The organism is Acidovorax sp. JG5 (assembly GCF_017939685.1).
Lineage (GTDB): Bacteria > Pseudomonadota > Gammaproteobacteria > Burkholderiales > Burkholderiaceae_C > Acidovorax.
Genome location: NZ_JAGKSE010000002.1, coordinates 278,307 through 303,432 on the forward strand (window position 1 = coordinate 278,307; position 25,126 = coordinate 303,432).

The 25,126-nt window shown below is 64.9% G+C and carries 22 protein-coding genes; 21 read left to right on the forward strand and 1 reads right to left on the reverse strand.

The features are described 5' to 3' along the window. Positions 1-81 precede the first annotated feature (81 nt). The 20 genes from J8G26_RS03510 (at position 82) to J8G26_RS03605 (ending at position 22,687) form a co-directional block, all read left to right on the forward strand. Positions 82-720, forward strand: coding sequence for a hypothetical protein (locus tag J8G26_RS03510; RefSeq protein ID WP_210567946.1), 639 nt, complete (start codon positions 82-84; stop codon positions 718-720). Beyond that, complete coding sequence (locus J8G26_RS03515; RefSeq protein ID WP_210567947.1) at positions 717-2,456, forward strand: type I secretion system permease/ATPase; 1,740 nt, start codon at positions 717-719, stop codon at positions 2,454-2,456. Before J8G26_RS03510 ends, J8G26_RS03515 begins: the two co-directional genes overlap by 4 nt. A 39-nt stretch (positions 2,457-2,495) precedes the next feature. Then, positions 2,496-4,250: a type I secretion system permease/ATPase gene (locus J8G26_RS03520; protein WP_210567948.1), complete on the forward strand. Its 1,755-nt coding sequence runs from the start codon at positions 2,496-2,498 to the stop codon at positions 4,248-4,250. A 48-nt stretch (positions 4,251-4,298) separates the two neighbouring features. After that, a complete protein-coding gene (locus J8G26_RS03525) occupies positions 4,299-5,684 on the forward strand; it encodes an HlyD family type I secretion periplasmic adaptor subunit (RefSeq protein ID WP_210567949.1) in 1,386 nt (461 codons plus the stop codon). 4 nt (positions 5,685-5,688) lie between these two features. After that, entirely contained in the window at positions 5,689-7,053 is a 1,365-nt protein-coding gene (locus J8G26_RS03530; protein WP_210567950.1) for a TolC family outer membrane protein, read from the forward strand. 104 nt (positions 7,054-7,157) lie between these two features. Then, a complete protein-coding gene (locus J8G26_RS03535; protein ID WP_210567951.1) occupies positions 7,158-8,252 on the forward strand; it encodes a glycosyltransferase in 1,095 nt (364 codons plus the stop codon). A 72-nt stretch (positions 8,253-8,324) separates the two neighbouring features. Further along, positions 8,325-9,221, forward strand: coding sequence for an acetylglutamate kinase (argB, locus tag J8G26_RS03540; protein ID WP_210567952.1), 897 nt, complete (start codon positions 8,325-8,327; stop codon positions 9,219-9,221). 15 nt (positions 9,222-9,236) lie between these two features. Next, the gene (locus J8G26_RS03545) at positions 9,237-9,935 is read left to right on the forward strand and encodes a response regulator transcription factor (protein ID WP_210567953.1); all 699 of its coding nucleotides are present in this window, start codon (positions 9,237-9,239) and stop codon (positions 9,933-9,935) included. Between the two features lie 47 nt (positions 9,936-9,982). After that, positions 9,983-11,434, forward strand: a complete 1,452-nt coding sequence (locus tag J8G26_RS03550) for a sensor histidine kinase (RefSeq protein ID WP_210568041.1) — start codon at positions 9,983-9,985, stop codon at positions 11,432-11,434. A gap of 209 nt (positions 11,435-11,643) precedes the next feature. Next, positions 11,644-12,327 (forward strand): nucleoid occlusion factor SlmA, encoded by a 684-nt coding sequence (slmA, locus tag J8G26_RS03555; RefSeq protein WP_210568042.1) that lies wholly within the window; start codon positions 11,644-11,646, stop codon positions 12,325-12,327. Positions 12,328-12,541: 214 nt separating this feature from the next. Then, on the forward strand, positions 12,542-13,246 hold the full coding sequence (locus tag J8G26_RS03560) for a TetR/AcrR family transcriptional regulator (protein WP_210567954.1): 705 nt from the start codon (positions 12,542-12,544) through the stop codon (positions 13,244-13,246). A gap of 5 nt (positions 13,247-13,251) precedes the next feature. Further along, a complete protein-coding gene (locus J8G26_RS03565) occupies positions 13,252-15,048 on the forward strand; it encodes an acyl-CoA dehydrogenase C-terminal domain-containing protein (RefSeq protein WP_210567955.1) in 1,797 nt (598 codons plus the stop codon). A 29-nt stretch (positions 15,049-15,077) separates the two neighbouring features. Then, positions 15,078-15,515 (forward strand): DUF2147 domain-containing protein, encoded by a 438-nt coding sequence (locus J8G26_RS03570; RefSeq protein WP_210567956.1) that lies wholly within the window; start codon positions 15,078-15,080, stop codon positions 15,513-15,515. 57 nt (positions 15,516-15,572) lie between these two features. Continuing rightward, positions 15,573-17,972 (forward strand): 3-hydroxyacyl-CoA dehydrogenase/enoyl-CoA hydratase family protein, encoded by a 2,400-nt coding sequence (locus J8G26_RS03575; RefSeq protein WP_210567957.1) that lies wholly within the window; start codon positions 15,573-15,575, stop codon positions 17,970-17,972. Positions 17,973-18,126: 154 nt separating this feature from the next. After that, the gene (locus J8G26_RS03580) at positions 18,127-18,639 is read left to right on the forward strand and encodes a DUF4442 domain-containing protein (RefSeq protein WP_210567958.1); all 513 of its coding nucleotides are present in this window, start codon (positions 18,127-18,129) and stop codon (positions 18,637-18,639) included. A gap of 12 nt (positions 18,640-18,651) precedes the next feature. Continuing rightward, entirely contained in the window at positions 18,652-19,851 is a 1,200-nt protein-coding gene (locus tag J8G26_RS03585) for an acetyl-CoA C-acyltransferase (RefSeq protein WP_210567959.1), read from the forward strand. A gap of 258 nt (positions 19,852-20,109) precedes the next feature. Then, a complete protein-coding gene (locus J8G26_RS03590) occupies positions 20,110-20,277 on the forward strand; it encodes a hypothetical protein (protein ID WP_349238300.1) in 168 nt (55 codons plus the stop codon). Then, a complete protein-coding gene (locus J8G26_RS03595) occupies positions 20,274-21,107 on the forward strand; it encodes a thioesterase family protein (protein WP_210567960.1) in 834 nt (277 codons plus the stop codon). The genes J8G26_RS03590 and J8G26_RS03595 overlap by 4 nt, the downstream gene beginning before the upstream one ends. A gap of 58 nt (positions 21,108-21,165) precedes the next feature. Next, the gene (locus J8G26_RS03600; RefSeq protein WP_087747623.1) at positions 21,166-21,942 is read left to right on the forward strand and encodes an enoyl-CoA hydratase; all 777 of its coding nucleotides are present in this window, start codon (positions 21,166-21,168) and stop codon (positions 21,940-21,942) included. A 184-nt stretch (positions 21,943-22,126) separates the two neighbouring features. Beyond that, positions 22,127-22,687 carry a polymer-forming cytoskeletal protein gene (locus tag J8G26_RS03605; RefSeq protein ID WP_087747622.1) on the forward strand — a complete coding sequence of 187 codons (561 nt, stop codon included), beginning with the start codon at positions 22,127-22,129 and terminating at the stop codon, positions 22,685-22,687. Positions 22,688-22,765: 78 nt separating this feature from the next. On the opposite strand, the gene J8G26_RS03610 is transcribed toward J8G26_RS03605, so the two are convergent. Continuing rightward, positions 22,766-23,179 carry an acyl-CoA thioesterase gene (locus J8G26_RS03610; RefSeq protein WP_087748404.1) on the reverse strand — a complete coding sequence of 138 codons (414 nt, stop codon included), beginning with the start codon at positions 23,177-23,179 and terminating at the stop codon, positions 22,766-22,768. Positions 23,180-23,219: 40 nt separating this feature from the next. Between J8G26_RS03610 and J8G26_RS03615 the strand changes: the two genes are divergently transcribed. Further along, the gene (locus J8G26_RS03615; protein ID WP_210567961.1) at positions 23,220-25,034 is read left to right on the forward strand and encodes an ABC transporter ATP-binding protein/permease; all 1,815 of its coding nucleotides are present in this window, start codon (positions 23,220-23,222) and stop codon (positions 25,032-25,034) included. The last annotated feature ends 92 nt before the right edge of the window (positions 25,035-25,126 follow it).

The following is a 25,126-nucleotide window of genomic DNA, read 5'->3' on the forward strand; positions in this document are numbered from 1 at the left end:
CAGCGCCCCCCAAGCCCGCCAAAAAATTCGCGGGGGAGTCTCCAGATATTCATATAGGAAGTAGTACACTGCATCTCCTATATGAATTTAATCCTGCGCATCCCGCTGCAAGCCACGCCCGAGCAGGCGACGCGGCTGCTGGCGTTACAGCAGGCATTTGCACAGGTGTGCAATGTGCTGGCGCCTCTGGTGCAGCAGACGAGGGTGTGGAACCGGGTGGCGTTGCACCATCTGGCCTACCGGCAGTTGCGTGAGCAGTTTCCGGCGCTGGGGTCGCAGATGGTGTGCAACGCGATTTACTCGGTCTCGCGCACCTGCCGCCGTGTGTATCAAAACCCGGCCAGTCCGTTCAATCTGAACCGCCTTCAGGGCAAGCCGTTGCCCTTGCTGCGGTTTCGTGACAGTTGCCCCGTGTATTTCGACCGGCACACCCTCAGTGTGAAAGGCGGTCAGTTGTCGATGTTCACACTCGATGGACGCATGCGCTTTGAACTGGCACTGCGGCCCGAGGATGAAGCGGCCTTCCATTCGGCCAAGCTGCGCGAGATTGTGCTGGCCCGGCGCCGTGATGGTGTGTTTGAACTGTCGTTCTATCTTGAGACTGCAGGCGACAAGGTGCCAGCCCAGTCTGCCCAGGTGCGTGTTGAACGGACTGGTGCGGTGCCCCCGTCCGGGGTGGGCGAAATTCCTGAATATGTGATGGTGGAGAAAACTGCGTGAGCCAACCAAACCCCCCTTCCGAACTGCGCGAGGCGCTCGGCGCCCTGAAGCCTTATTTTGTGCGTGCCACTTTGTTTGGTGTGCTCGGCAGTCTGCTGTTGCTGGCGCCCACCGTGTACATGCTGGAGGTGTACGACCGGGTGGTCAACAGCCGCAGTCACATGACCTTGTTCATGCTGACGGTGATGGTGCTGGGCCTTTATATGGTGATGGAGTTGCTGGATTGGGCTCGCAACGAGATTTTGCGGGGGGCTGGTCAGGCGCTGGATGGCGAGTTGTCTGGCCGGGTGTTCGGCGCAATTTTCGAGGCCGGTTTGCGTCGGATGCAGGGTGGCACAGCGCAGGCCATGAGTGATTTGCGCACGGTGCGCGACTTTTTGAACTCCCAGGTCTTGTCAGCGTGCATGGAACTGCCGGCGGCTTTTGTCTTCATGGTGCTGATCTTTGCCATCAATCCGTTACTGGGCTGGTCGGCGGTGGCCGGTGCGCTGGTGCAGACGGTGCTGGCCTGGCTCAACGAGCGCAACTCGCAGCCGCCGCTGGCCGATGCCAACCGCATGTCGATTGCGGCGCAGCAATATGCCGATGGTTCCTTGCGCAACGCGGAGGTGATCGAATCCATGGGCATGCTGCGCAACATTCACCGCCTGTGGATGGAACGCCAGCGGGAGTTCCTCAAGCAGCAGGCAGTGGCCTCGGATGTGGCCGGGATCTTTCAGTCGATGTCCAAGTTTGTGCAGCAGGTGATGGGCTCTCTGCTGTTGGGCCTCGGTGCCTGGCTGTTGTTGCGCAACCAGCTCAACGGCGGGTCGGGGATGATGATCATTGCCTCGGTACTGGGTGGCCGCATGCTGGCGCCGTTGGTGCAGATCATCACGCAATGGCGCGCCGTGGTGGGTGTGCGCCTGGCCTGGGGACGTTTGGACCAGTTGCTTCGCCAGCTGCCCAAGCGTCCCAAGGGCATGGAGTTGCCTGCGCCAAAGGGGGCCTTGGCCGTGGAGCAGGTGACGGCCGGGGCGCCCGGCTCACCATCTGCCATTGTGCGCGGCATCCAGTTGACGGTCGCACCGGGGCAGGTGCTGGCGGTGGTGGGGCCGTCCGCGTCGGGCAAGACGACGTTGGCGCGGCTTTTGGTGGGCCTGTGGCCCTCTGCGGTGGGCAAGGTGCGCCTCGACGGTGCGGATGTCTTCACGTGGGATAAATCCGAGCTGGGCCCCCATGTAGGTTACCTGCCGCAGGGCGTGGAGTTGTTCGAGGGCACGCTGGCTGAGAACATTGCCCGCTTTGGCCCGGTGGATTACGCCAAGGTCGAAGAGGCCGCCCGGCTGGTGGGACTGCACGAGCATATTCTTTCATTGCCACAGGGCTATGACAGCCCCGTGGGGCGTGAGGGGGCCATGCTGTCGGGGGGGCAGCGTCAGCGTGCTGCGCTGGCGCGCGCGCTGTATGGCAACCCGGTGTATGTGGTGCTGGACGAGCCTAACTCCAGCCTCGACGAGGAGGGCGATGCTGCTTTGGCGGCGGCCATTTCGGCGCTCAAGGCGCGTGGCACGACCTTTGTGGTCATGACGCACCGCACCAGCATTCTGGCTGTGGCGGATCTGATGCTGGTGATGCGCGAGGGCGCGCAGCAGGCCTTTGGCCCGCGTGACGAAGTGCTGGCAGCCCTGACCAAGGCGGCCCAGGAAGCCAAGGCGCGGCAGACACCGCAGGCCGGGGCGCTGGCAGTGGCATGAGCATGGGGCGCAGGTAATTTACAAGGCAGGCAAGGCACTATGACCAATTCCGCATTTTTTCAACGCAGTGACCTCACCCGCACCTTGTGGGCGTTTCGCCGCGAGTTCCTGATCGTGGGACTCTTCAGCATGGTGGCCAATCTGCTCATGCTGACGCCCACCTTGTACATGTTGCAGGTGTATGACCGCGTGCTGGTCAGCGGCAGCGAACTCACACTGGTGGCTGTATCGGTGGTGACGTTGTTCTTGCTGGGCGTCATGTCGATTTCCGAGTGGTCGCGCTCGCGCGTGCTGGTGCGCGCCGGGGTGCGGCTCGACGAGCAATTGAGTACCAAGGTATTCAATGCCAGTTTCGAGGCTTACCTGTCGCAATCGGGCCACAATCCTTCGCGCGCCTTCGCAGACCTGACCGAGTTGCGCCAGTTTCTGACCGGCAACGGCATTTTTGCGGTGTTCGATTTGCCTTGGGCTCCCATCTACGTCTGTGTGCTGTTCCTGCTGCACCCCTGGCTGGGGATGCTGGCGATTTTCTTCATGCTGGTACAGGGGGCGCTGGCGTGGTTCGGTCACAGCAAAACGGTTGCACCGCAAGCCCGTGCCAGCAAAACGCAGAGCGAAGTCAATGCCTACCTGCAAGGCAAGTTGCGCAATGCCGAGGTGCTGGAGTCGATGGGGATGGTGAACAACCTGCGCAACCATTGGGCGGTGCGGCACGGGGGGGCTCTGAGTGCGCACGATGGTGCGCAGTCGGTATCCAACCGCATTTCAGCGTGGAGCAAGTTCATTCGGTACTCGCAGCAGTCGCTGGCTCTGGGGGCCGGGGCATTGTTGGTGATCGATGGTCAATTGTCTCCTGGCGCCATGATTGCCGCCAATGTCCTGATGACCCGTGCGCTGGCGCCCATCGATCTTCTGGCCAATTCCTGGCGCAGCTTCATTGGCGCGCGGGACGCATTTGGTCGCCTGGAGTCGCTGTTGCAGGCGCATCCAGAACGTGATCCTGCCCTGACCCGCGTACCCCCGACGGGTGCGCTGGCGTTGCGTGGCGTGGTTGCCACTGCCGCTGGCCGCCAGGAGCCCATTCTCAAGGGCATCGATCTGGAGGTGCCTGCGGGCACGGTGACCGTGGTGCTTGGGCCCTCGGGTTCCGGGAAGTCCACGCTGGCGCGGGTAATCATGGGTATCTGGCCGGACGTGTCTGGTGAGGTGTTGCTGGACGAGCGGCCCATCGGGGGCTGGAACCGCACCGAACTGGGGCCGCACCTGGGTTATTTGCCGCAGGACATCGAATTGTTCGAGGGCACGATTGCCGAAAACATCGGACGCTTCACCGAAATGGATTCACCCAAGGTGATTGCTGCTGCGGAGTCCGCAGGCCTGCACGAAATGATTTTGCGTTTTCCCAAAGGCTATGACACCCCCATCGGTGAAGCTGGTGGACTGCTTTCGGGGGGGCAGCGTCAGCGCATCGGTTTGGCGCGCGCCATTTATGGTGACCCCGCTTTGATCGTGCTTGATGAACCCAACGCCAACCTGGACGATGCGGGTGAAGAGGCGTTGCTCAATACGGTGCGCGGACTCAAAGCCAAAGGCAAGACGGTATTCCTGATCAGCCATCGCCCGGGGGTGGTGGCCGTGGCCGATCGACTCCTGGTTTTGCGCGATGGCCGAGTGCATGCCGATGGGCCGCGCGATGCCGTCATGGCTGCCCTTCAGGCGGGCCGTCAGCCTGCGCCGGCAGCGGGGTCGTCGGACTATGGGCCGCCTGCGTCTTCCCTTCCAGCCGCCGCTTAGCTCTAGCGTGCTTCGTTCATATCCAGAAAATTTTTTTCCGAGATTGTCATGGCCATTCAAGATGTTTCCCCCAAACTGCCTAGCCCTGAGGCTGGCGGGCCACCTGCGGCACCTGACGCACCTGCTGCGTCCCAGGAGTCTCCTTCTCTTTCTGACACCGGGCGAGCGGCACGCGTTGGGCTGTGGGCGCTGGGACTGGGTTTTGGCGGCTTTCTGCTGTGGGCCGGTCTGGCGCCGCTGGATGAGGGCGTTCCCAGCCAGGGGATGGTGGCGATCGATACCAAGCGCAAGGCGGTGCAGCACCTGACGGGTGGCATCATCAAGGAGGTGCTGGTGCGCGAGGGGCAGGTGGTCGAAGAGGGGGAGGTGCTCATCCGTCTGGATGAAGCGGTGGCGCGTGCCAACTATGAAGGGGTGCGTCAGCGCTATCTGGGGCTGCGTGCCATGCAGGGCCGTTTGCTGGCCGAGCAGTCGCGCAGCAGCACGGTAACGTTCCACCCGGACCTCAAGGCCGCCCAGTCCGACCCGCTGATTCGTCAGCAGATGGTCACGCAAGAGCAATTGTTTCGAGCCCGCCAGGAGGCGCTGCGCGCCGATGTGCAAGGCATTGAAGAAAGCATTCAGGGTCTGCAGGCGCAATTGCAAGCCTATGAAGGCATGCTCTCCAGCCGTCGCAGCCAGCTGGCCCTGCTGGAAGAAGAACTGACCAATACCCGCAGCATGGTGAAGGAGGGCTATGCCCCACGCAATCGCCAGCTGGAGCTTGAACGGATGGTGGCCGATTCCAATGCGTCTATCGCCGACCTGCTGGGCAATGTCACCCGTGCGCGCCGGTCCATTGCTGAAATGCGCCAGCGGATGATCGTGCGCCAACAGGAATACCGCAAGGAGGTGGAGGCCCAGATGGCCGAGGTGACTCGCGAAGTGTTGGCCGATGCCGAGAAGTTCGTGGCGGTGACGGCGGATATGGAGCGCCTGGAAATCAAGGCGCCTGTGGCCGGGCAGGTGGTTGGATTGGCGACACAGACCGTAGGCGGTGTCGTGCAGCCAGGGCAGAAGCTGATGGATGTGGTGCCAGTCGACCAGGCACTGTTGCTGGAGGCGCATGTGGCGCCCAACTTGATCGACAAGGTGCATGCGGGTCTGCCGGTGGATATCCGCTTCTCGGCGTTCGCCCATTCGCCACAGCTGGTGGTTGCGGGCAAGGTGGTTTCTGTCTCGGGTGACCTGCTGTCGGACCCGCAGAATCCGCAGGTTTCCTACTATCTCGCCCGGGTCGGGGTGACGCCAGAGGGCGCCAAGACGTTGGGGCAGCGGCAGATGCAGCCTGGAATGCCGGCGGAAATCATCATCAAGACAGGTGAGCGTTCAATGCTGACCTATCTGCTGCATCCGCTGACAAAGCGTCTTGCGGCGTCGATGAAAGAGGAGTGAGGCGATGAAAAATGGCACAAGCTTTGCGCGACGTCCTGTTTCATGGCGTCTGGCTGCTGCATGTGTGGCGCTGTCTGGCATGGCATTGCCGGTGTGGTCGCTGGACCTGACCCAGGCTTACCGCGCTGCAAGTGAAAATGATGCTTCCATCCGGGCGGCCCGCGCTGCCGCCGAAGCGGGCCGGGAACGTCTGCCGCAGGCTGTCGCGCAGCAACGCCCCAATGTGTCGTTGAATGCAGCGCGCAATCACAACGACCTGACCAGCAGGACGCAGAACCTGCTGGGCCAGCCGGTCACCAACCAGAACCAGTACTACAGCGGGAGCCAGACCCTGTCTGTGCGCCAACCGCTGTATCGGCCCTATCTGAGCGCGCTGGTGCGTCAGGCGCAGGCTCAGGTCGAGGATGCGGACGCTACGCTGGAGCGTGATGAACACGCTCTGGTGACGCGGGTGGCAGAAGCGTATTTCGACGTACTGCTGGCTGGGGATCAGCAAGCGCTGGTGGCTGCGCAGAAAAAGAACTACGCCGTGCAGCTGGATGCGGCACGCAAGGGTTTCATGGCCGGGTCGGGCACGCGTACCGATGTTGATGAAGCCCAGGCACGTCTGGATCTGACGTTGGCGCAGGAGCTGGAGACGCAGCAGAACGTGGAGTTCACCCGCCGCCGTCTGGAAGTGCTGGTGGGAGGGCCCCTCGACACATTGGCCGTGCTGGACGTTGCGCGTTTTGTTCCCAACGCGCCAGTACCCGCCAGCGTGGATGCTTGGATCGAGCGTGCAGAACAGGCGAGCCCGGAGCTGGCCTCGCTGCGTGCCCAGATGGAGGCCACACGCCTGGAGATTGAAAAGGCACAGGCGGGTCACAAGCCCACGCTGGACCTGGTGGCGCAGTGGTCGCGCACGAACAGCGACAGCGTGACGAGCGTGAACTCGCGTTACGACAACAAGACGATTGGCCTGCAGCTTTCTGTGCCGCTGTACGCGGGCGGCGGGGTCAGTTCCTCGATCCGTCAGGCAGTTGCGGCCCACGAGCGGGCGCGCGAAGTGCTGGAGGCGGCGCGTCGCGATCTTGGCGTGCGTGTGCACCGTGAGTTCCGGGGAATTACCGAGGGCGTTTTGCGTATCGCTGCGCTGGAGCAGGCAGTGCGCTCCGCGGAGCAGGCGGTCACCTCCAATCGCCAGTCGTTTCGTGCGGGTATGCGTACCACGCTGGATGTGCTCAATGCCGAGCAGCAAAAGACGGTGGCATTGCGCGATTTGGCGCAGGCGCGGTATGTGTACCTTCTCTCAAGGCTCCGCCTGCAATCGTTGGCGGGAGAGGGCCGCGAGGACATCGTGGCCGAAATCAACGCCTGGCTTGCGCCCTGAACAATGACACTGTGCGGTCGAGGAGCGCAGGGTTTGCGGGAGGTCGGATGTCTCTGCCATTTGTTACCTGGCAGCCGACCGGCGGCGGGTAACATCCAGAGCGCATGATCTGGTTGTCATTGGTTGCATTCGTCGTGGCAGTATTGGCTGCGGGCGTCATCGTCCGGTGGGCGCGGAGCCACGCGGTTCATTATGGCAATCGAATGCCGCAGCGTTTTCACCATGGTGATGTTCCTCGCCTGGGTGGGGTGGCGGTCCTGATGGGTACGGCATCCGCCTGGTGCGTGGGGCTGGTGCAAGCACAGTGGGGGGGGGCACCCCTTCTGGACCACTGGGTAGCGGCCTGGCTGCTGGTGCTCCTGCCCTCTGCAGTGGGCGGGATTGCCGAAGACATGACCCAGCGGTTGACAGTGCGTTACCGGCTGGTGCTCACGGCTGCCTCCGGGCTGCTGGCTATCTGGCTGCTCGGGCTGTCGGTGCCCCGTCTGGATCTGCCCTGGCTGGATATGCTGTTGACGGCCGCTCCCTGGCTGGGCTATGCCATCGCCTTGCTGGCCGTGGCAGGACTACCCCATGCCTTCAACATCATTGACGGCTACAACGGCCTGGCCGGCATGGTGGCGCTCATTGTGTGCCTGGCCCTGGCCCATGTGGCGCTGCAGGTGGGCGACCGGGCGCTGGCGGCGTTGCTGGTGTCCACGGCGGCAGCCACGGGGGGGTTTCTGGTGTGGAATTACCCGCGCGGCATGCTGTTTGCCGGGGATGGCGGCGCCTACATCTGGGGCGTGGTGATTGCACTGGCCAGTGTGGCGCTGGTGCAGCGCAATGTGCAGGTGTCGCCCTGGTTTCCGTTGCTGCTGCTGATTTATCCGGTGTGGGAGACGGTGTTTTCCATCTACCGCAAGATGGCGCGCGGCGTCTCGCCGGGTGTGGCTGACGCGCTGCACTTTCACCAGCTGATCTACCGGCGCATCGTGCGCAGCGTGTTCCACGATGATGAATCGCGCCGCATGCTGATGCGCAACAACCGCACTTCGCCCTATCTGTGGGGGTTCACGCTGCTCACGGTGGTGCCGGCCGTGTTGTTCTGGAGCCATACGCCGGTGCTGATGGGCTTTTGTGTGCTGTTTGTGGTGAGCTATGTGGCAGCCTACCTGGCCATTGTGCGGTTCAAGGTGCCGAGCTGGTTGCGCCGCTGAGCCTCCTGGACGACCGGCGCCGCCAATGCGGCACAATTCGCGCATTTTCGTTCACGCCCGAAAGCCTGCTTCATGACCACCGACTCCCTTCTTTCGATTACCCCGCGCGACAAGGCTGAAATTCTGGCCCAGGCGCTGCCCTACATCCGCAAGTTCCATGGCAAGACCATGGTCATCAAGTACGGCGGCAATGCCATGACCGACCCGGCATTGCAGCAGGACTTTGCCGAGGACGTGGTGCTGCTCAAGCTCGTCGGCATGAACCCGGTGGTGGTGCACGGCGGCGGCCCGCAGATCGAGGCGGCCCTGGGCCGTCTGGGCAAGAAGGGCGAGTTCATTCAGGGCATGCGCGTGACCGACGCCGAGACCATGGAAGTGGTCGAGTGGGTGCTGGCCGGCGAGGTGCAGCAGGACATCGTGGGCCTGATCAACCAGGCCGGCGGCAAGGCCGTGGGCCTGACGGGGCGCGATGGCGGCATGATCCGTGCGCGCAAGCTCAAGATGCTCGACAACAAGAACCCCGAAATCGAGCACGACGTGGGCCAGGTGGGCGACATCGTCAGCATCGACCCGAGCGTGGTCAAGGCGCTGCAGGACGATGCCTTCATCCCGGTCATCAGCCCCATCGGCTTTGGCGAGAACAACGAGAGCTACAACATCAATGCCGATGTGGTCGCCAGCAAGCTGGCCGAGGTGCTCAAGGCCGAGAAGCTCATGCTGCTGACCAACACCCCGGGCGTGCTGGACAAGGCGGGCAACCTGCTGACCGACCTGACGGCGCGCCGCATCGACGAACTGTTTGCCGACGGCACGATCTCGGGCGGCATGCTGCCCAAGATTGCGGGTGCGCTCGATGCCGCCAAGGCCGGTGTGAACGCCGTGCACATCATCGACGGCCGTGTGCCGCATGCCATGCTGCTGGAAATCCTGACCGATCAGGCCTATGGCACCATGATCCGCAGCCACTGACCCCGGAGTCCTGCCATGCGCCTCCTCCTGGTCGAAGACGACATCATGGTCGCCAGCGGCATCAAGCTGGGCCTGACCGATGCCGGGTATGCGGTGGACTGGGTGGGCAGCGGCGAGCGTGCCGAAGAGGTGCTGCAGAGCGAGACCTTCGATGTGGCGGTGGTCGATATCGGCCTGCCCGGCATGGACGGGCTGGAGCTCACGCGCCGCCTGCGCCGCCCCGAAGTGGCCAGCCATGACATGCCGGTGCTGATTCTCACGGCGCGCGATGCGCTGCATGACCGCGTGCAGGGGCTGGATCTGGGCGCGGACGATTACATGGTCAAGCCCTTCGAATTGCCCGAGTTGCTGGCACGGCTGCGTGCCTTGCTGCGGCGCTCGCAGGCCGCCAACACGGCGGTGCTGACCTTTGGCCCGCTCGAACTCGATACCGCCAACCGCCGCGTCGGCATCCGCCAGGAGGCCGACGCCAGCGTGCTGCCCATCGAACTGGGGCCGCGCGAATGGACGGTGCTGGAATATCTGCTGATCCACGCCCCCAAACCGGCCAGCAAGGACAAGCTCTTGCAGGCGCTGACCGGCTGGGACAAGGAGATCACGCCCAATGCGGTCGAGGTGTATGTGTCGCGCCTGCGCGGCAAGCTCGAACCCCATGGCGTGGGCTTGCGCTCCATCCGGGGGTTTGGCTACCGGCTGGAACTCCAGCAACCTTGAGAGGCTGAGACATACCGATGGCCCTGCAGCGCCCCCGCCTGCGCGCCATGACGTCCGACCTGCGCAACCGCCTGCTGCTGTTGCTGGTCTTGCCGTTGTGCCTGCTGGCGCTGCTGGGGGTGTGGATGGACTACCGTACGGCCGACGAAACGGCGGCGCGGCATGACCAACGCCTGTTGCGCCTGCTGCCTGCACTGGCCGACTCGGTGCTGGCCCCCGGGTCGGAGGCGGGCGGGCCTCCGGTCTGGCTGCTGGCGCCACCCGTCGAAGATTTTCTGCGCCAGAACGCCGGGGTCAGCGGGTTCAGCGTGCGCGACATGTCGGGCCGCCTGCTGCTGGGCGACGCGTGGGTGCATGGCGCTGTTCCGCTCACCCAGGCGCCGGAATTTCATAGCGTGGAGGTGCGCGGCATCACCTACCGGGTGGCAGTCCAGCGCGGCCCCACCGGTGCTGGCGAGATGGTGGTGGCGTTGGCTGACGGCTCCGACCCGCGTCAGCAGTGGGCGCAGCACCTGTTGCTGCGGGTGCTGCTGCCCAACCTGGTGCTGGTGGCGGCGGCGGCACTGGCCATCCACTGGGCCGTGGGCCGGGCCTTCAAGCCGCTGGTGGACCTGGCCGCCGCCGTGGAGCGGCGCTCGCCCCGGGATCTGAGCGCCATCGATGAAACCGCCTCACCGGCCGAAGTGCGGCCCCTGGTGCATTCGCTCAACCGCCTGTTTGCCCTGGTGAATATGCAGGCCGAGAGCCAGCGCCGGTTTGTGGCCGATGCGGCGCACCAGTTGCGCACCCCGCTGGCGGGGCTGCAGGCGCAGGTGGAGGCCTGGGCACTGCTGGCGCGCTCGGGGGGTAAGGTGGCAGGGCCTTCCGGGACTTTCAAGCCAGATGAGCCTCAAGCCCTTGGTGGTAAAGCGGTTGCAGCTATTACATTGGGAGCGTCCGAGATCGAGAAGCTGCGCGCGGCCACACGCCGCACCTCCCAGCTGGCGCACCAGTTGCTGGCCCTGTCACGGGCCGATGCCCGCAGCCTCGATGCCCAGGCCATGCAGCGCGTGGATGTGCGGGACCTGTGCGAGAACCTGCTGGAGATGTACCTCGATGCCGCCACCGGCAAAGGGATCGACCTGGGCCTGGATGCGCAGCCGGTGCATGTGTACGGTCATGGCTGGCTGTTGCGCGAACTGCTGTCGAACCTGGTGGACAACGCCATTAAATACACGCGGGCGGGCGGCAGCGTCACCATCCGCTGTGCCATCCGGCCGGACCCGCAGGGGGGCGCCAGCGCGTTCTTGCAGGTGGAGGACGATGGCCCCGGGGTGCCGCCGGCCGAGCGTGCGCACGTGCTGCAGCGCTTTTACCGGGTGCCGGGCACCGAGGGCGAAGGCACGGGGCTGGGCCTGCCGATTGCCGACGAAATTGCCCGCGCGCACGGCGCCACCCTGACGCTGGAGCCGGGCGCCAGCGGTCGGGGGCTGCGGGTGACGCTGGTGTTTCCGGCGTGAAGTGAGACAACCCCCTGTGTCGCTTCGCTCCCTCCCTCTTCTCTGACATCGCTGCGCGATGTGGAAGGGGGACGCCCCAGCGCGGCGGGACGGCCCTGGCGCGGGGGCTGCTGGCCTGAGCCGCGCCAGTGTCATGGGGCTTTCGTCCGGACGGTTGGCGTACCGCCGCGAGGGGCTGTGCGAGAATGAAACGTACCCCCAAGAGCCCCATGAACGAGCACGCACACACCGCCCCCGACGACGCCACGCCGCGCGCTGAGAGCTCCGCCGAGGGCTCTCCCGTCCCCGGGCCGCGCAAGCGCCCGCGTCCCGGTGAGCGGCGCGAGCAGATCCTGCAGACCCTGGCCGCCATGCTTGAACACCCTGGCGCCGAGCGCATCACCACGGCGGCATTGGCTGCGCGCCTGGAAGTGAGCGAGGCGGCGCTGTACCGTCACTTTGCCAGCAAGGCGCAGATGTTCGAGGCGCTGATCGACTTTATCGAGCAGGCCGTTTTCACCCGTGTCACGCAGATCGTCGGGCGCGACCCCGTGGAGGCTGCCCCGCCCGAGGACGGCGCGCGCCAGGCGATGCGCGTGGCAGCTTTGCTGCTGCAGTTTGGCGAGCGCAACCCCGGCCTGGCGCGTGTGATGGTGGGCGACGCCCTGGTGCTGGAGCACGAACGCCTGCAACAACGCATGAACCAGTTCTTCGAGCGCATCGAATCGACCCTGCGCCAGTGCCTGCGCCCGGCCGCAGGGGCGGCTGGCTCGGCCACGCCCACCGTCGATGCGCAGGTGGCTGCCGGTGTGCTGACCGCCTTTGTGCAGGGGCGGCTGCAGCGGTTTGCGCGTTCGGGGTTCAAGCGCCTGCCCACCGAGCAGCTCCAGGCCAGCCTCGCCCTGATGCTCTGACCCTGTGCGGCAGGCCGCCGCGCACCTTTTTCTCGGCGCCGGTCGCCCGGCTGACGCAGTGCCGTTTCCAGTGTGATGCGTCAGCCCCTGGCGTGGCCGACGGTTGGCATGCCTGCAACGGGAGGCTGGGGATGTACCTCTATTTTTTCGGGCAGGGCTGGCGCCGGAGGGAATTTGCTGCAGAATAGAACGATCGTTCTTTTTTGTGTGCAGCATGTCCGCAACCCCTTCTTCCAGCCCGACGCCGCGCGCCACCCGAGGGCGTGCCGGTAGTGCGCGCGCGCTGCAAAAAGGGCAGCAGACCAAGGCAGCCATCATCGAAGCCGCCCTGGGGCTGGCCACGCATGTCGGCCTGGAAGGGCTGTCCATCGGTGCGCTGGCCGACGTGATGGGCATGAGCAAGTCTGGCGTGTTTGCCCATTTCGGCTCACGCGAGGAACTGCAGGTTTCGGTGATCCACGAATACCACCACTGCTTCGAGCAGGAGGTGTTCTACCCCGCCATGTCGGCGCCGCGCGGCGTGCCGCGTCTGCGCGCGATGTTCGACAACTGGATGAAGCGCACCTCGATCGAGATCGACTCGGGCTGCATCTACATCAGCGGTGCGATTGAATTCGATGAACGCAGCGGCCCGGTGCGCGACGCGCTGGCGCATTCGGTGCTGACCTGGCATGCCGCCATGAAGCGCGCCATCCGGCAGGCCAAGGACCTGGGCCAGCTCCATGCGGATGTGGTCGAGGACCAGATGCTTTTTGAGGTGCACGGCCTCATCCTGGCGCTGCACTACGAGGCGCGCTTCCTGAAAAACCCCGGTTCCATTGCGCGGGCGGTGACCGGTTTCGACAACATTCTTGCCCGCTTCAGCGCCCAGGCGCCTGCGGGCACATCCCCTGTTTCCACCCCAACCTCCAAGGAGTAAACCCCATGCCCACGTACACGCCGCCCCTGCGCGACATGCAATTTGTGATGCACGAAGTGTTCAATGTCACGGCCGATCTGCAGCAGATCCCCAAGCATGCCGACATGGATGCCGACACCATCAACGCCGTGCTGGAGGAAGGCGGCAAGTTTGCGGCCGAGGTGACGTTTCCGCTGAACATCAGCGGCGACGCCGAGGGCTGCACCATCGACCAGACCACCCATGAAGTGACCACGCCCAAGGGCTTCAAGGAAGCCTACGCCCAGTACATCGAAGGGGGCTGGGCGGCGCTGGGGTGCGACCCCGAATACGGCGGCCAGGGCCTGCCGTACGTGGTCAACACCATGTTCTACGAGATGCTCAACAGCGCCAACCAGGCCTGGACCATGTACCCCGGCCTGACCCATGGCGCCTACGCCGCCCTGGAAACGCATGGCACGCCCGAGCAGAAGGCCACCTACCTGCCCAAGATGACCAGCGGCGAGTGGACCGGCTCGATGTGCCTGACCGAGCCCCACTGCGGCACCGACCTGGGCCTGATGCGCACCAAAGCCGAGCCCCAGGCGGACGGCACCTACAAGATCACCGGCAACAAGATCTTCATCAGCGCCGGCGAGCACGACATGTCGGAGAACATCATCCACCTCGTGCTGGCCCGCCTGCCCGATGCGCCCCCCGGCATCAAGGGCATCAGCCTGTTCATCGTGCCCAAGTTCCATGTGAACAAGGATGGCTCGATCGGCGAGCGCAACGGCATCTACTGCGGCGGCCTGGAGCACAAGATGGGCATCAAGGCCAGCGCCACCTGCCAGATGGTGCTCGAAGACGCCGTCGGCACCCTGGTCGGCCAGCCGCACAAGGGCATGCAGGGCATGTTCGTGATGATGAACGCCGCCCGCCTGGGCGTGGGCAACCAGTCGCTCGGCCTGACCGAAGTGGCCTACCAGAACGCCCTGGCCTACGCCAAGGACCGCATCCAGATGCGCTCTTTGAGCGGCACCAAGGCCAAGGACAAGCCTGCCGACCCCATCATCGTGCACCCCGACGTGCGCAAGATGCTGCTGACCGCCAAGGCCTACGCCGAAGGCGGCCGCGCCCTGCAGGCCTACTGCGCCATCCTGCTGGAAAAAGAGCACAACCACCCCGACGAGAAGGTGCGCAAGGACGCTGGCGAGATGCTGGCCCTGCTGACCCCCATTGCCAAGGCCTTCCTGACCGATAACGGCCACATCGCCACCAACGCCTGCATGCAGGTCTTTGGCGGCCATGGCTTCATCAAGGAATGGGGCATGGAGCAGTTCGTGCGCGACAACCGCATCAACATGATCTATGAAGGCACGAACACCATCCAGTCGCTCGACCTGCTGGGCCGCAAGGTGTTGGGCAACAACGGCGCCACGCTCAAGAAGTTCGGCAAGCTGGTCGGCCAGCTGGTGGCCGAGGAGGGCGTGAACGAGAAGATGGCCGAGTTCATCAACCCCATCGCCCTGCTCGGCGACCAGATGACCAAGTTCACCACCGAGATCGGTTTCAAGGGCTTCCAGAACCCCGACGAAGTGGGCGCCGCTGCCGTGGACTACCTGCGCGTGGCCGGTCACCTGGTGTTCGGCTACTTCTTCGCCCGCATGGCCCAGGTGGCCCTGCGCGAGATCGCCGCCGGCAACCAGGACCCGTTCTACCAGGCCAAGCTGCAGACGGCGCGCTTCTACTTTGCCAAGCTGTTCCCCGAGACGGCCACACTGATGCGCACCGCCCGCAGCGGTAGCAAGGTACTGATGGATACCGATCTGGCCTTGGCCTGAAATTGATATAAAAAACCAAGGAGACGCCCATGAATAAAACGCTGGCAGCTATTGTTTTTGTAGTAACTTGCACTGCTTCATGGGCGCAGATGACGCCCGAAGGTCTGTGGCGCAATATCGATGACAAGACCGGCGAGGCCAAGGGCGAAATCCGCATCCAGGCCAACGGCGCTGGCGTGCTGACCGGCGCACTCGAAAAGCGCCTGACGAAAGACGCCAGGCCCGACGACGTCTGCAAGGAATGCAGCGACGATCGCAAGGACAAGCCGCTCCTGGGCCTGGAGGTCATCCGCGGCGCCAAGAAGGCCGAAGGCAAGGACGTGTGGGAAGGCGGCAAGATTCTCGACCCCGAGAACGGCCGCAACTACACGCTGCGCATGACACCCATCGAGGGCGGCAAAAAACTCGAAGTGCGCGGCTCCATCGGGCCGTTTGGCCGCACGCAGACCTGGATACGGGTCCAGTAACGACGACAACAACGAGGGCAGGGCGCCAGCCGCCGCTGCCTTTCTGGAGAAATACCGATGTCAAGATTCCAAGTGAAGAAAGTCGCCGTCCTCGGCGCTGGCGTGATGGGTGCGCAGATCGCCGCGCACCTGGTCAACGTCAAGGTGCCGGTGGTGCTGTTCGACCTGCCCGCCAAGGAAGGTGCCAAGAACGGCATCGTCACCCGTGCCGTCGACAACCTCAAGAAGCTCAAGCCCGCGCCGCTGGGCGTGGCGGACGACGCCGCATTGATCCAGCAGGCCAACTACGAAGAGCATCTGGAGCAGCTGCGTGACTGTGACCTCATCATCGAGGCCATCGCCGAGCGCATGGACTGGAAGCTCGACCTCTACACCAAGATCGCTCCCTACGTCGCACCGCACGCCATCGTGGCGTCCAACACATCGGGCCTGTCGATCACCAAGCTGAGCGAAGCACTGCCCGAGAGCATCCAACCACGCTTCTGCGGCATCCACTTCTTCAATCCGCCGCGCTACATGACGCTGGTGGAACTCATCAATACGCCCACCACCGCCCCCGAGGTGCTCGACCAGCTCGAAGCCTTCGTCACCAGCGGCCTGGGCAAGGGCGTGGTGCGCGCGCACGACACGCCCAACTTCATCGCCAACCGCGTGGGCATCGCCGGCATGCTGTCGACCATGAAGGAGGTCGAGAACTTCGGCCTGACCTTCGACGTGGTGGACGACCTCACGGGCAAAAAGCTCGGCCGTGCCAGCAGCGGCACCTTCCGCACCGCCGATGTGGTGGGCCTGGACACCATGGCCCACGTCATCAAGACGCTGCAGGACAACCTGAGCGAAGCCACAGACCCGTTCTACGGCAGCTTTGAAACCCCCGCCGTGCTCAAGAAGCTGCTGGAGCTGGGCAACCTGGGCCAGAAGACCAAGGCGGGTTTCTACAAGAAGGTCGGCCGTGACGTGCTGCGCTTCGACCTCGCCAGCGGCGACTACGTGCCCGGCGGCCAGAAGGCCGACGAGGTGTACAGCCGCATGCTGAAAAAGCCGGCGGGCGAGCGCCTGAAGTTGCTGCGCGCTGCCTCCGGTGCGCCGGGCCAGTTCCTCTGGGCCATCCTGCGCAACAGCTTCCACTACGCCGCCGTGCACCTGGGCACCATTGCTGACAACGCACGCGACGTGGACCAGGCCATGCGCTGGGGCTTCGGCATGAAGCAGGGCCCCTTCGAGCTGTGGCAGGAAGCGGGCTGGCTCGAAGTGGCCACGATGATCCAGGAAGACATCGACGCGGGCAAGGCCTTGAGCAAGGCACCGCTGCCCGAGTGGGTGTTCAAGGGGCCCGTGGCCGAGGCCGGCGGCGTGCACACGGCGCAAGGCTCGTGGAGTGCATCTGCTAACAAATTCATAGCGCGCCGCGCTTTGCCTGTCTACGCAAAGCAGCATTTTCCTGAAAAATTGCTGGGCGAGGCGCTGCCCGACTACACGACGGCCGGCACGACGCTGCACGAAGACGATGCCATCCGCCTGTGGACGCTGGATGACGAAATTCTCATCGCCAGCATCAAGACCAAGATGCACGCCATCAGCCCCGACGTCTGCGAGGGCCTGAACCTGGCCGTGGAGCTGGCCGAGAAGGACTATGCAGGTGTGGTGATCTGGTCGGGCGACGAGCCCTTCAGCGTCGGCGCCGACCTGCAGGCCATGCTGCCGGCCTTCATGATCGCCGGTGTCAGCGCGGTCGAGGGGGCAGAGCACGAAATGCAGCAAACCATGCTGCGTTTGCGCTACGCCAACGTGCCCGTGGTCTCTGCCATCCGCGGCATGGCGCTGGGCGGCGGCTGCGAGCTGGCCGTGCACTCGGCACGCCGTGTGGTGCACATGGAAAGCTACATCGGCCTGGTCGAAGTGGGCGTGGGCCTGGTGCCCGGCGCTGGCGGCCTGACCTACATCGCACGCCGCGCCGCCGAGAACATGGCCACGTCCACCTCCAAAGACGTGCTGCCCTTCCTGACCGAAGGCTTCACCGCCGCTGCGATGGCCAAGGTGGGCACCAGCGCGCTCGAATCGCGCAAGCTGGGCTATCTGCTGGACAGCGACATCATCGTGCCGCACAAGGACGAACTGCTGTTCGTCGCGCTCAACGAAGCCAAGGCCCTGGCCGCCAGTGGCTGGCGGGCGCCGCACAAGCGCCTGTTCCCGGTGGCTGGCCGCAGCGGCATCGCCACCATCAAGGTGCAGCTGGTGAACATGCGCGACGGCGGCTTCATCAGCCCGCATGATTTTCATATCGCCAGCCTGATCGCCGAAGTGGTCTGCGGCGGCGACGTGGACGCTGGCACGCTGGTGAGCGAGGAGTATGTGATGGCGCTGGAGCGCAAGGCGTTCTGCGCGCTCATCGAAAACCCCAAGACGCAAGAGCGCATCCTGGGCATGTTGTCCACCGGCAAGCCAGTTAGAAACTGATGAAGCACCCCCTGAGTCGCTGCGCGCCTTCCCCCTCTCCTGCGGGAGGGGGACGCACCCGGTGGCCTGGCAAAGCCAGTTCCACGGGTGCACCGGCCTGGGCCGCGCCAGTTATCGGCGATGTGGGCAATGTGCAAAGTGATGGGCGTCGGACATGAGCGACGCACACGCCCCCAACAAACTGCAGCGCTCGCTGATGCGCCTGGACGAGGCCCCCGCGTTTATGCGCGGCTTCGTGCAGAACATCATCTTGCGCCGGGCCGTGCCCTTCACCGGCACGGCCGGGGTGAAGTTTGTGTCGCTCACGCCCGAGCGCGTCGAGGTGCACCTGGCCAACGAACACCGCGTGCGCAACCACATCGGTGGCGTGCACGCCTCGGCCATGAACCTGCTGGCCGAAACGGCCACTGGCATGGTCGTGGGCATGAATGTGCGCGACGACTGCACCCCGCTGGCCAAGACGTTGAGCATGGCGTTCAAGAAGCGCGCCACGGGCGGCCTCAAGGCCGTGGCCACGCTTACGGCCGCGCAGCGCGCCGCCATGCGGGCCAGCGACAAGGGCGAGGTGCAGGTGCAAGTCACCGTGACCGACGAAGCCGGCGTGGAGCCGGTTGAATGTGTATTTACGTGGGCCTGGATTCCTTCCAGCCGCCCCGCCAAGAATTGAAGGAGTTTCACCATGGCTCAAAAACAAGTCCAGGACGCCTACATCGTCGCCGCCACGCGCACGCCCATCGGGCGCTCGGGCCGCGGCTATTTCAAGAACACCCGCCCCGATGACCTGCTGGTCGCCGCGATCAAGAGCGCGATGCTGCAGGTCCCCACGCTGGACCCCAAGGCGATTGAAGACGCCATCATTGGCTGCTCGTTCCCCGAAGGTGAGCAGGGCATGAACATGGCCCGCATCGCCGTGGGCCTGGCGTTCGACCACCCCGTGGGCGGCGTCACTGTGAACCGCTTTTGCGCATCGGGCATCACCGCGCTGCAGATGGCCGCCGACCGCATCCGCGTGGGCGAGGCCGACGTGCTGATCGCCGGCGGCGCCGAGTCCATGAGCCTGGTGCCCATGGGCGGCAACAAGCCCTCGTTCAACGCCGAGATTTTTGCCAAGGACGAAAACGTGGGCATCGCCTACGGCATGGGCCTCACGGCCGAAAAGGTCGCCCAACAGTGGAAGGTGAGCCGCGAAGCGCAAGACGCGTTCGCGCTCGAATCCCACCTGCGTGCCATCAAGGCGCAAAAGGCCGGTGAGTTCACCGACGAAATCACCCCCTTCGAGATCGTGGAGCGTTCGCCCAACCTCGCCACCGGCGAAGTGGTGGAAAAGCGCCGCACCGTGAGCCTGGACGAAGGCCCGCGCCCCGACACGTCCCTCGAAGGCCTGGCCAAGCTCAAGCCCGTGTTCGCGGCGCGCGGCAGCGTCACGGCGGGCAACAGCTCGCAGACCAGCGATGGCGCGGGCGCCCTCATCGTCGCCAGCGAAAAGGCCGTGAAGCAGTTTGGCCTGACGCCCCTGGCGCGCTTTGTGAGCTACGCGGCGCGCGGCGTGCCGCCAGAAATCATGGGCATCGGTCCTATCGAAGCCATCCCTGCGGCCTTGCGGTATGCGGGGCTCAAGAGCGACGACATTGGCTGGTACGAGCTGAATGAAGCGTTTGCCGCGCAGTCGCTGGCGGTGATCAACACGCTGGGCCTGAACCCCGCGAATGTGAACCCCATGGGCGGCGCGATTGCGCTGGGGCATCCGCTGGGGGCAACCGGTGCGATCCGCGCGGCCACCGTGGTGCATGCGCTGCGTCGGCACAAGCTGAGGTACGGGATGGTCACGATGTGTGTAGGCACCGGCCAAGGCGCCGCCGGCATCATCGAGGCGTTGTAACTGGCTACTGCGCGGCTTTCATGCGCCGTTGGGCGGTGCTCGCAATCCTCACGTACCGCAAGTACGTTCCGGTTGCTGCGCTCCGTCCGCCTAGCCTGAAAGTCGCTCGCCACGCCCTTGAGGGCGGGGTTTGGATACACAAGGGCAGGGCTATCACACCTACCCGTTCGGGCTGAGCTTGTCGAAGCCTGGGCACTACCCAGCGATTCGTTTTCTTTTCAAGCCGGTGCAGATCGGTTTCGAAACAAGGGGACAGACATGAACAAGCAAACCGTGCAGGTGAATGGGGCCGTGTCTTTGGCACTGCGTGTCTATGAACCCCAAGGCACTGCGCGTGCCAGCGACGTGATCGGCGGCGTGGTGGGTGTGCGGCAGTCACTGGTACGACCGCATAGCGATTCATTTGGCGGCACACTTGCAGCATGACTTCTTCCCAACTCCATCCCCTGGACGAAGCGCTGAAGTTGGCGCCGTCCTCTACCCCAGGCCTGTACCAGGGCCAGACCCACGCGGGTTACTGGAACATGGTGGGGCCTTTTGGCGGCATCACCGCAGCCACGCTGCTTCAGGCCGTGATGCAGCACTCAGCGCGGCTGGGCGACCCGCTGTCGCTCACCGTCAATTACGCAGGCGCCCTGATGGCGGGGCCATTCACCGTGCAGGCCACGCCGGTGCGCACCAACCGCTCTACCCAGCACTGGACACTGTCGATCCTGCAGGCCGACGCCGAGGGCGCCCAGGTGGTCACCACCACCGCCACGGCGGTGACGGCTGTGCGCCGCGAGACCTGGAGCGCGGGCGACGTGCCCATGCCCGGCGTGCCGCAGCCGGCAGACCTGCCCGCCATTCCGCCGGGCTTTGGTTCGGAGTGGCTCAGCCGCTATGAGATGCGGCCCGTGACCGGCACACTGCCGCGCGCCTGGGACGGCAGCGGCGACCACAGCCTGACCCAGCTGTGGATGCGCGATGCGCCTCCGCGCCCGCTCGATTTTTGTGCGCTGGCGGCGCTGGCCGACGTGTTCTTCCCCCGCGTCTGGTTGCGCCGTGCGCACCGCGTGCCGGCGGGCACCGTGTCCATCACGGTGTACTTTCATGCCAGCGCGGCCCAGTTGCAGGAGACGGGCATGGGCTACCTGCTCGGCCAGGCACGCGGGCAGGAGTTTCGCAACGGCTTTTTTGACCAGACCGTGCAGCTGTGGAACGAGGCGGGCACCATGCTGGCCACCAGCCACCAGATCGTTTACTACAAAGAGTAAGGAACGGGGCACTGCGCCGCCTTTATCTCCCACCATTCAGAACCTCCCAAAGACCACCATGACCGAAGCCACCCAAGACATCCTCGTGCACACCGAAGCGGGCGTGACCACCATCACCTTCAACCGCGTGGACAAGAAAAACTCCATCACCGCCACCATGTACGCCGCCATGGCCGATGCGCTGGCCGCTGCGCAAGCCGACGCCAGCGTGCGCGTGGTGGTGTTCCAGGGCGATGTGGCGGTTTTCAGCGCCGGCAACGACATTGGCGACTTTTTGCAGCAGCCACCTTCTACGCAGGATTCGCCCGTGTTCCGCTTCCTGCGCGGCATCGCCGCCTTCCCCAAGCCGGTGATCGCGGCGGTGTGCGGCCCGGCCGTGGGCATTGGCACCACCATGCTGTTCCATTGCGATCTGGTCTATGCCGGGGACAACGCGGCGTTCTCCATGCCGTTCGTCAACCTGGGCCTGTGCCCCGAGGCCGCATCGAGCCTGCTGGTGCCGCAGATGATGGGCTACCACCGTGCCGCCGAAGCCCTGCTGCTGGGTGAGCCCTTCATGGCCGAGGCCGCGCTGGAAGTGGGCCTGGTCAACCGCGTGGTGCCGCCCACGGAATGCAATGGCGTGGCGCAGGCGCAGGCCCGCAAGCTAGCCGCCAAGCCGCTGACGGCCCTGATCGAAACCAAGCGCCTCATGAAACAGGGCCAGACCCCGCAGGTGCTGGCCGTGATGGCCGAGGAGGGCGCCAGCTTTGGCCGCATGCTGCGCGAGCCCGCCGCGCGCGAGGCCTTTGGCGCGTTCATGGCAAAGCGCAAACCCGACTTCAGCAACTGCTGAAATCAGCGCCGCTCCAGTCAGCGGCTGCAACCTGCAGCGCGCCTTGAACGCGCCGCAACCGGTGTGACCGTGCAAGTGGTGCAAGTGCATGCAACCGGAGAACGATTTGGTTACCGATCTTGCGCGAGACTGTAAGGTGAAATGACCAGGCGCTTCTACGATCCCTTCTTTTCAAGGAGATCCGATGGCCGTGCAGAACCCCTTTTTTGGCAAGCGTGAAACCGAAACCTTCCAGCCCCGCCACAACCCGGTCACTCCCAGCAGCAGCGTGAACAGCGTGGCGCCCAGTGCATCGGCCAGCACGAGTGCCGCCACCGTGGTGGCCGCAACGGCAGCCAAGGCACCCGCAGAAAGCAGCGGCAGCAAGCTCACCGTGGGCCCCAACATCAAGCTCAAGGGGGTGGAGATCACCGATTGCGACACCCTGGTGGTGGAAGGCACGGTCGAAGCCACAATGGATTCGCGGGTCATCCAGATTGCCGAGCAGGGCGCGTTCCGCGGTTCGGCCGACATCGACATCGCCGAGATCCGCGGCGAATTCAACGGCACCCTCACGGTGCGCGACAAGCTCGTCGTCTTTGCCACCGGCAAGGTCAGCGGGAAGATCCGCTACGGCAAGCTGGTGGTGGAAGAGGGCGGCCAGCTGTCGGGTGAAATCGAGGTGGGCGTCGTGGGCGCCACTGCCCGCGCGGCGGGCGCTGCGCGGCCCGTGGACGCACCGGTGCCGGCAGTGGCGCTTGCCTGACCTGGGGGGCTTGTCCCGCTGGTCGTGCCCCGCAGGCGGGGGCGCGCCTGTGGCGCCACGGGCCCGGTCGCCGCAGGCTCAGGACTGAACGGGAACCGGGCGTGGCCGGCCTTCGGCGTCGATGGCCACATAGGTCAGTTGCGCCTCGGTCACCTTGAGGTATTGGCCCTGCTGGGCCATGCGCTCGGCATACACCTCCACATCCACCGTGATGGAGGTGCGGCCGATGCGCGTGACGTGCGAGAAGAACGACAGGATGTCGCCCACGCGCACCGGCTGCTTGAACACGAATTCCTTCACCGCCACCGTCGCCATGCGGCCCCGCATGTAGCGCGCCGGCAGCACGGCGCCGGCCAAGTCCACCTGCGCCATCACCCAGCCGCCGAAGATGTCGCCGTTGGCATTGCTGTCGGCGGGCATGGGGATGACCTTGAGTACCAGCTCGTGGCTGCAGGGCAACGCGGGCGGGGCAAGGGTGGGCAGGTCGGTCATAGGCACAATCTCGGTAAAACAACCATCGGAATTGTCCTTCATGCGCCACCACGGCGAGCTTTCTCCCCCCTCTCCTGAAAATCCCGCGCAAAAGCGCTCCGACTGGGCCACGCTCTCGCGCCTGCTGCCGTATTTGTGGCAATACAAGTGGCGGGTGGTGTTGGCCATCGTGTTCATGGTGGGCGCCAAGGTCGCCAACGTGGGCGTGCCGGTGCTGCTCAAGAACCTGGTCGATGCTATGGCGTTCAAGCCCGGCGACCCGGCCGCCGTGCTGGTGGTGCCGGCCGGGCTGCTGCTGGCCTATGGGCTGCTGCGCCTGTCCACCTCGCTGTTCACCGAGCTGCGCGAGCTGGTGTTTGCCAAGGCCACGCAAGGCGCGGCGCGCTCGATTGCACTGCAGACCTTCGAGCACCTGCACGCTTTAAGCCTGCGCTTTCATCTGGAGCGCCAGACCGGCGGCATGACGCGCGACATCGAGCGCGGCGTGCGCGGCATCGAGTCGCTGATCTCGTTCACGCTGTTCAACATTGGCGCCACGCTGATCGAAGTGTTCATGGTGCTGACCATCCTGGCGCTGCGCTTTGATGCCTGGTTTGCCTGGATCACGCTGGCCGCGCTGGCGCTTTACATCACCTTCACGGTGGTGCTGACCGAGTGGCGCACGCAGTTTCGCCGCCAGGCCAACGAGTTTGATTCCGCCGCGCACAGCAAGGCCGTCGATTCGCTGCTCAACTACGAAACCGTCAAATACTTCAACAACGAAAGCTTCGAGGCCCGGCGCTACGACGAAAGCCTGCAGCGCCTGCGCGCCGCGCGCCTGAAGGCGCAAAGCTCGCTGTCGCTGCTCAACACCGGCCAGCAGCTCATCATCGCCACGGGCCTGGTGGCCATGCTCTGGCGCGCCACGCAGGGCGTGGTCGATGGCCGCATGACGCTGGGCGACCTGGTCATGGTCAACGCCTTCATGATCCAGCTCTACATTCCGCTGAACTTTCTGGGCGTGATCTACCGCGAGATCAAGCAGAGCCTGACCGACCTGGACAAGATGTTCACGCTGATGGACCGCGAGCGCGAGGTGGCCGATGCCCCCGGTGCGCAGCCGCTGGTGGGGCTGGCCCAGCCCACGGTGCGCTTTGAAAACGTGCAATTTGCCTACGACCCGGCGCGGCCCATCCTCAAGGGCATCAGCTTCGAGATTCCGGCGGGCAAGACGGTGGCCGTGGTCGGCCCGTCGGGCTCGGGCAAGTCCACACTGGCGCGGCTGCTGTTCCGCTTTTATGACATCCAGCAAGGCCGCATCACCATCGCGGGGCAAGAGATCCGCGATGTGACGCAGGCCAGCGTGCGCCAGGCCATTGGCATCGTGCCGCAGGACACCGTGCTGTTCAACGACACGGTGGCCTACAACATCGCCTACGGCCGCCCCGGCGCCAGCCAGGCCGACATCGAGGAAGCCGCCCGCGCCGCGCGCATCCATGATTTCATCGCCTCCACGCCCAAGGGCTACGCCACGATGGTGGGCGAGCGCGGCCTCAAGCTGTCGGGCGGCGAAAAGCAGCGCGTCGCCATTGCGCGCACCTTGCTGAAAAACCCGCCGGTGCTGATTTTTGACGAGGCCACCTCGGCGCTGGATTCGGCCAACGAGCGCGCCATCCAGGCCGAGCTGCAAAGCGCCGCGCGCAATCGAACCACGCTGCTCATCGCCCATCGCCTGTCCACCGTGGTCGATGCACACCAGATCCTGGTGATGGATGCCGGCCAGATCGTCGAGCGCGGCACGTACAGCGAGCTGCTGGCCCTGGGCGGGCGCTATGCCAGCATGTGGGCGCTGCAACAGAATGAGAGCCCCCCTTGATTCCACTTCGGCGCCTCGGTGCGGCCGCCAGAGGCGGCGGCTCTTCGGTACCGTCCAGGCCTGCGCAGGCAGGCCTGGAGCCGCGGCCCTCA

What these genes read in the sequence shown, in the direction of transcription:
- J8G26_RS03535 (WP_210567951.1), top strand. Translation starts at nt 7,158, where the DNA reads ATGATCTGGTTGTCATTGGTTGCATTCGTCGTGGCAGTATTGGCTGCG.
- J8G26_RS03590 (WP_349238300.1), top strand. Translation starts at nt 20,110, where the DNA reads ATGAACAAGCAAACCGTGCAGGTGAATGGGGCCGTGTCTTTGGCACTG.
- J8G26_RS03565 (WP_210567955.1), top strand. Translation starts at nt 13,252, where the DNA reads ATGCCCACGTACACGCCGCCCCTGCGCGACATGCAATTTGTGATGCAC.
- J8G26_RS03570 (WP_210567956.1), top strand. Translation starts at nt 15,078, where the DNA reads ATGAATAAAACGCTGGCAGCTATTGTTTTTGTAGTAACTTGCACTGCT.
- J8G26_RS03575 (WP_210567957.1), top strand. Translation starts at nt 15,573, where the DNA reads ATGTCAAGATTCCAAGTGAAGAAAGTCGCCGTCCTCGGCGCTGGCGTG.
- J8G26_RS03605 (WP_087747622.1), top strand. Translation starts at nt 22,127, where the DNA reads ATGGCCGTGCAGAACCCCTTTTTTGGCAAGCGTGAAACCGAAACCTTC.
- J8G26_RS03550 (WP_210568041.1), top strand. Translation starts at nt 9,983, where the DNA reads ATGACGTCCGACCTGCGCAACCGCCTGCTGCTGTTGCTGGTCTTGCCG.
- J8G26_RS03525 (WP_210567949.1), top strand. Translation starts at nt 4,299, where the DNA reads ATGGCCATTCAAGATGTTTCCCCCAAACTGCCTAGCCCTGAGGCTGGC.
- J8G26_RS03600 (WP_087747623.1), top strand. Translation starts at nt 21,166, where the DNA reads ATGACCGAAGCCACCCAAGACATCCTCGTGCACACCGAAGCGGGCGTG.
- J8G26_RS03580 (WP_210567958.1), top strand. Translation starts at nt 18,127, where the DNA reads ATGAGCGACGCACACGCCCCCAACAAACTGCAGCGCTCGCTGATGCGC.
- J8G26_RS03520 (WP_210567948.1), top strand. Translation starts at nt 2,496, where the DNA reads ATGACCAATTCCGCATTTTTTCAACGCAGTGACCTCACCCGCACCTTG.
- J8G26_RS03560 (WP_210567954.1), top strand. Translation starts at nt 12,542, where the DNA reads ATGTCCGCAACCCCTTCTTCCAGCCCGACGCCGCGCGCCACCCGAGGG.
- J8G26_RS03530 (WP_210567950.1), top strand. Translation starts at nt 5,689, where the DNA reads ATGAAAAATGGCACAAGCTTTGCGCGACGTCCTGTTTCATGGCGTCTG.
- J8G26_RS03585 (WP_210567959.1), top strand. Translation starts at nt 18,652, where the DNA reads ATGGCTCAAAAACAAGTCCAGGACGCCTACATCGTCGCCGCCACGCGC.
- J8G26_RS03545 (WP_210567953.1), top strand. Translation starts at nt 9,237, where the DNA reads ATGCGCCTCCTCCTGGTCGAAGACGACATCATGGTCGCCAGCGGCATC.
- argB (WP_210567952.1), top strand. Translation starts at nt 8,325, where the DNA reads ATGACCACCGACTCCCTTCTTTCGATTACCCCGCGCGACAAGGCTGAA.
- J8G26_RS03595 (WP_210567960.1), top strand. Translation starts at nt 20,274, where the DNA reads ATGACTTCTTCCCAACTCCATCCCCTGGACGAAGCGCTGAAGTTGGCG.
- J8G26_RS03610 (WP_087748404.1), bottom strand. Translation starts at nt 23,179, where the DNA reads ATGACCGACCTGCCCACCCTTGCCCCGCCCGCGTTGCCCTGCAGCCAC.
- slmA (WP_210568042.1), top strand. Translation starts at nt 11,644, where the DNA reads ATGAACGAGCACGCACACACCGCCCCCGACGACGCCACGCCGCGCGCT.
- J8G26_RS03510 (WP_210567946.1), top strand. Translation starts at nt 82, where the DNA reads ATGAATTTAATCCTGCGCATCCCGCTGCAAGCCACGCCCGAGCAGGCG.
- J8G26_RS03615 (WP_210567961.1), top strand. Translation starts at nt 23,220, where the DNA reads ATGCGCCACCACGGCGAGCTTTCTCCCCCCTCTCCTGAAAATCCCGCG.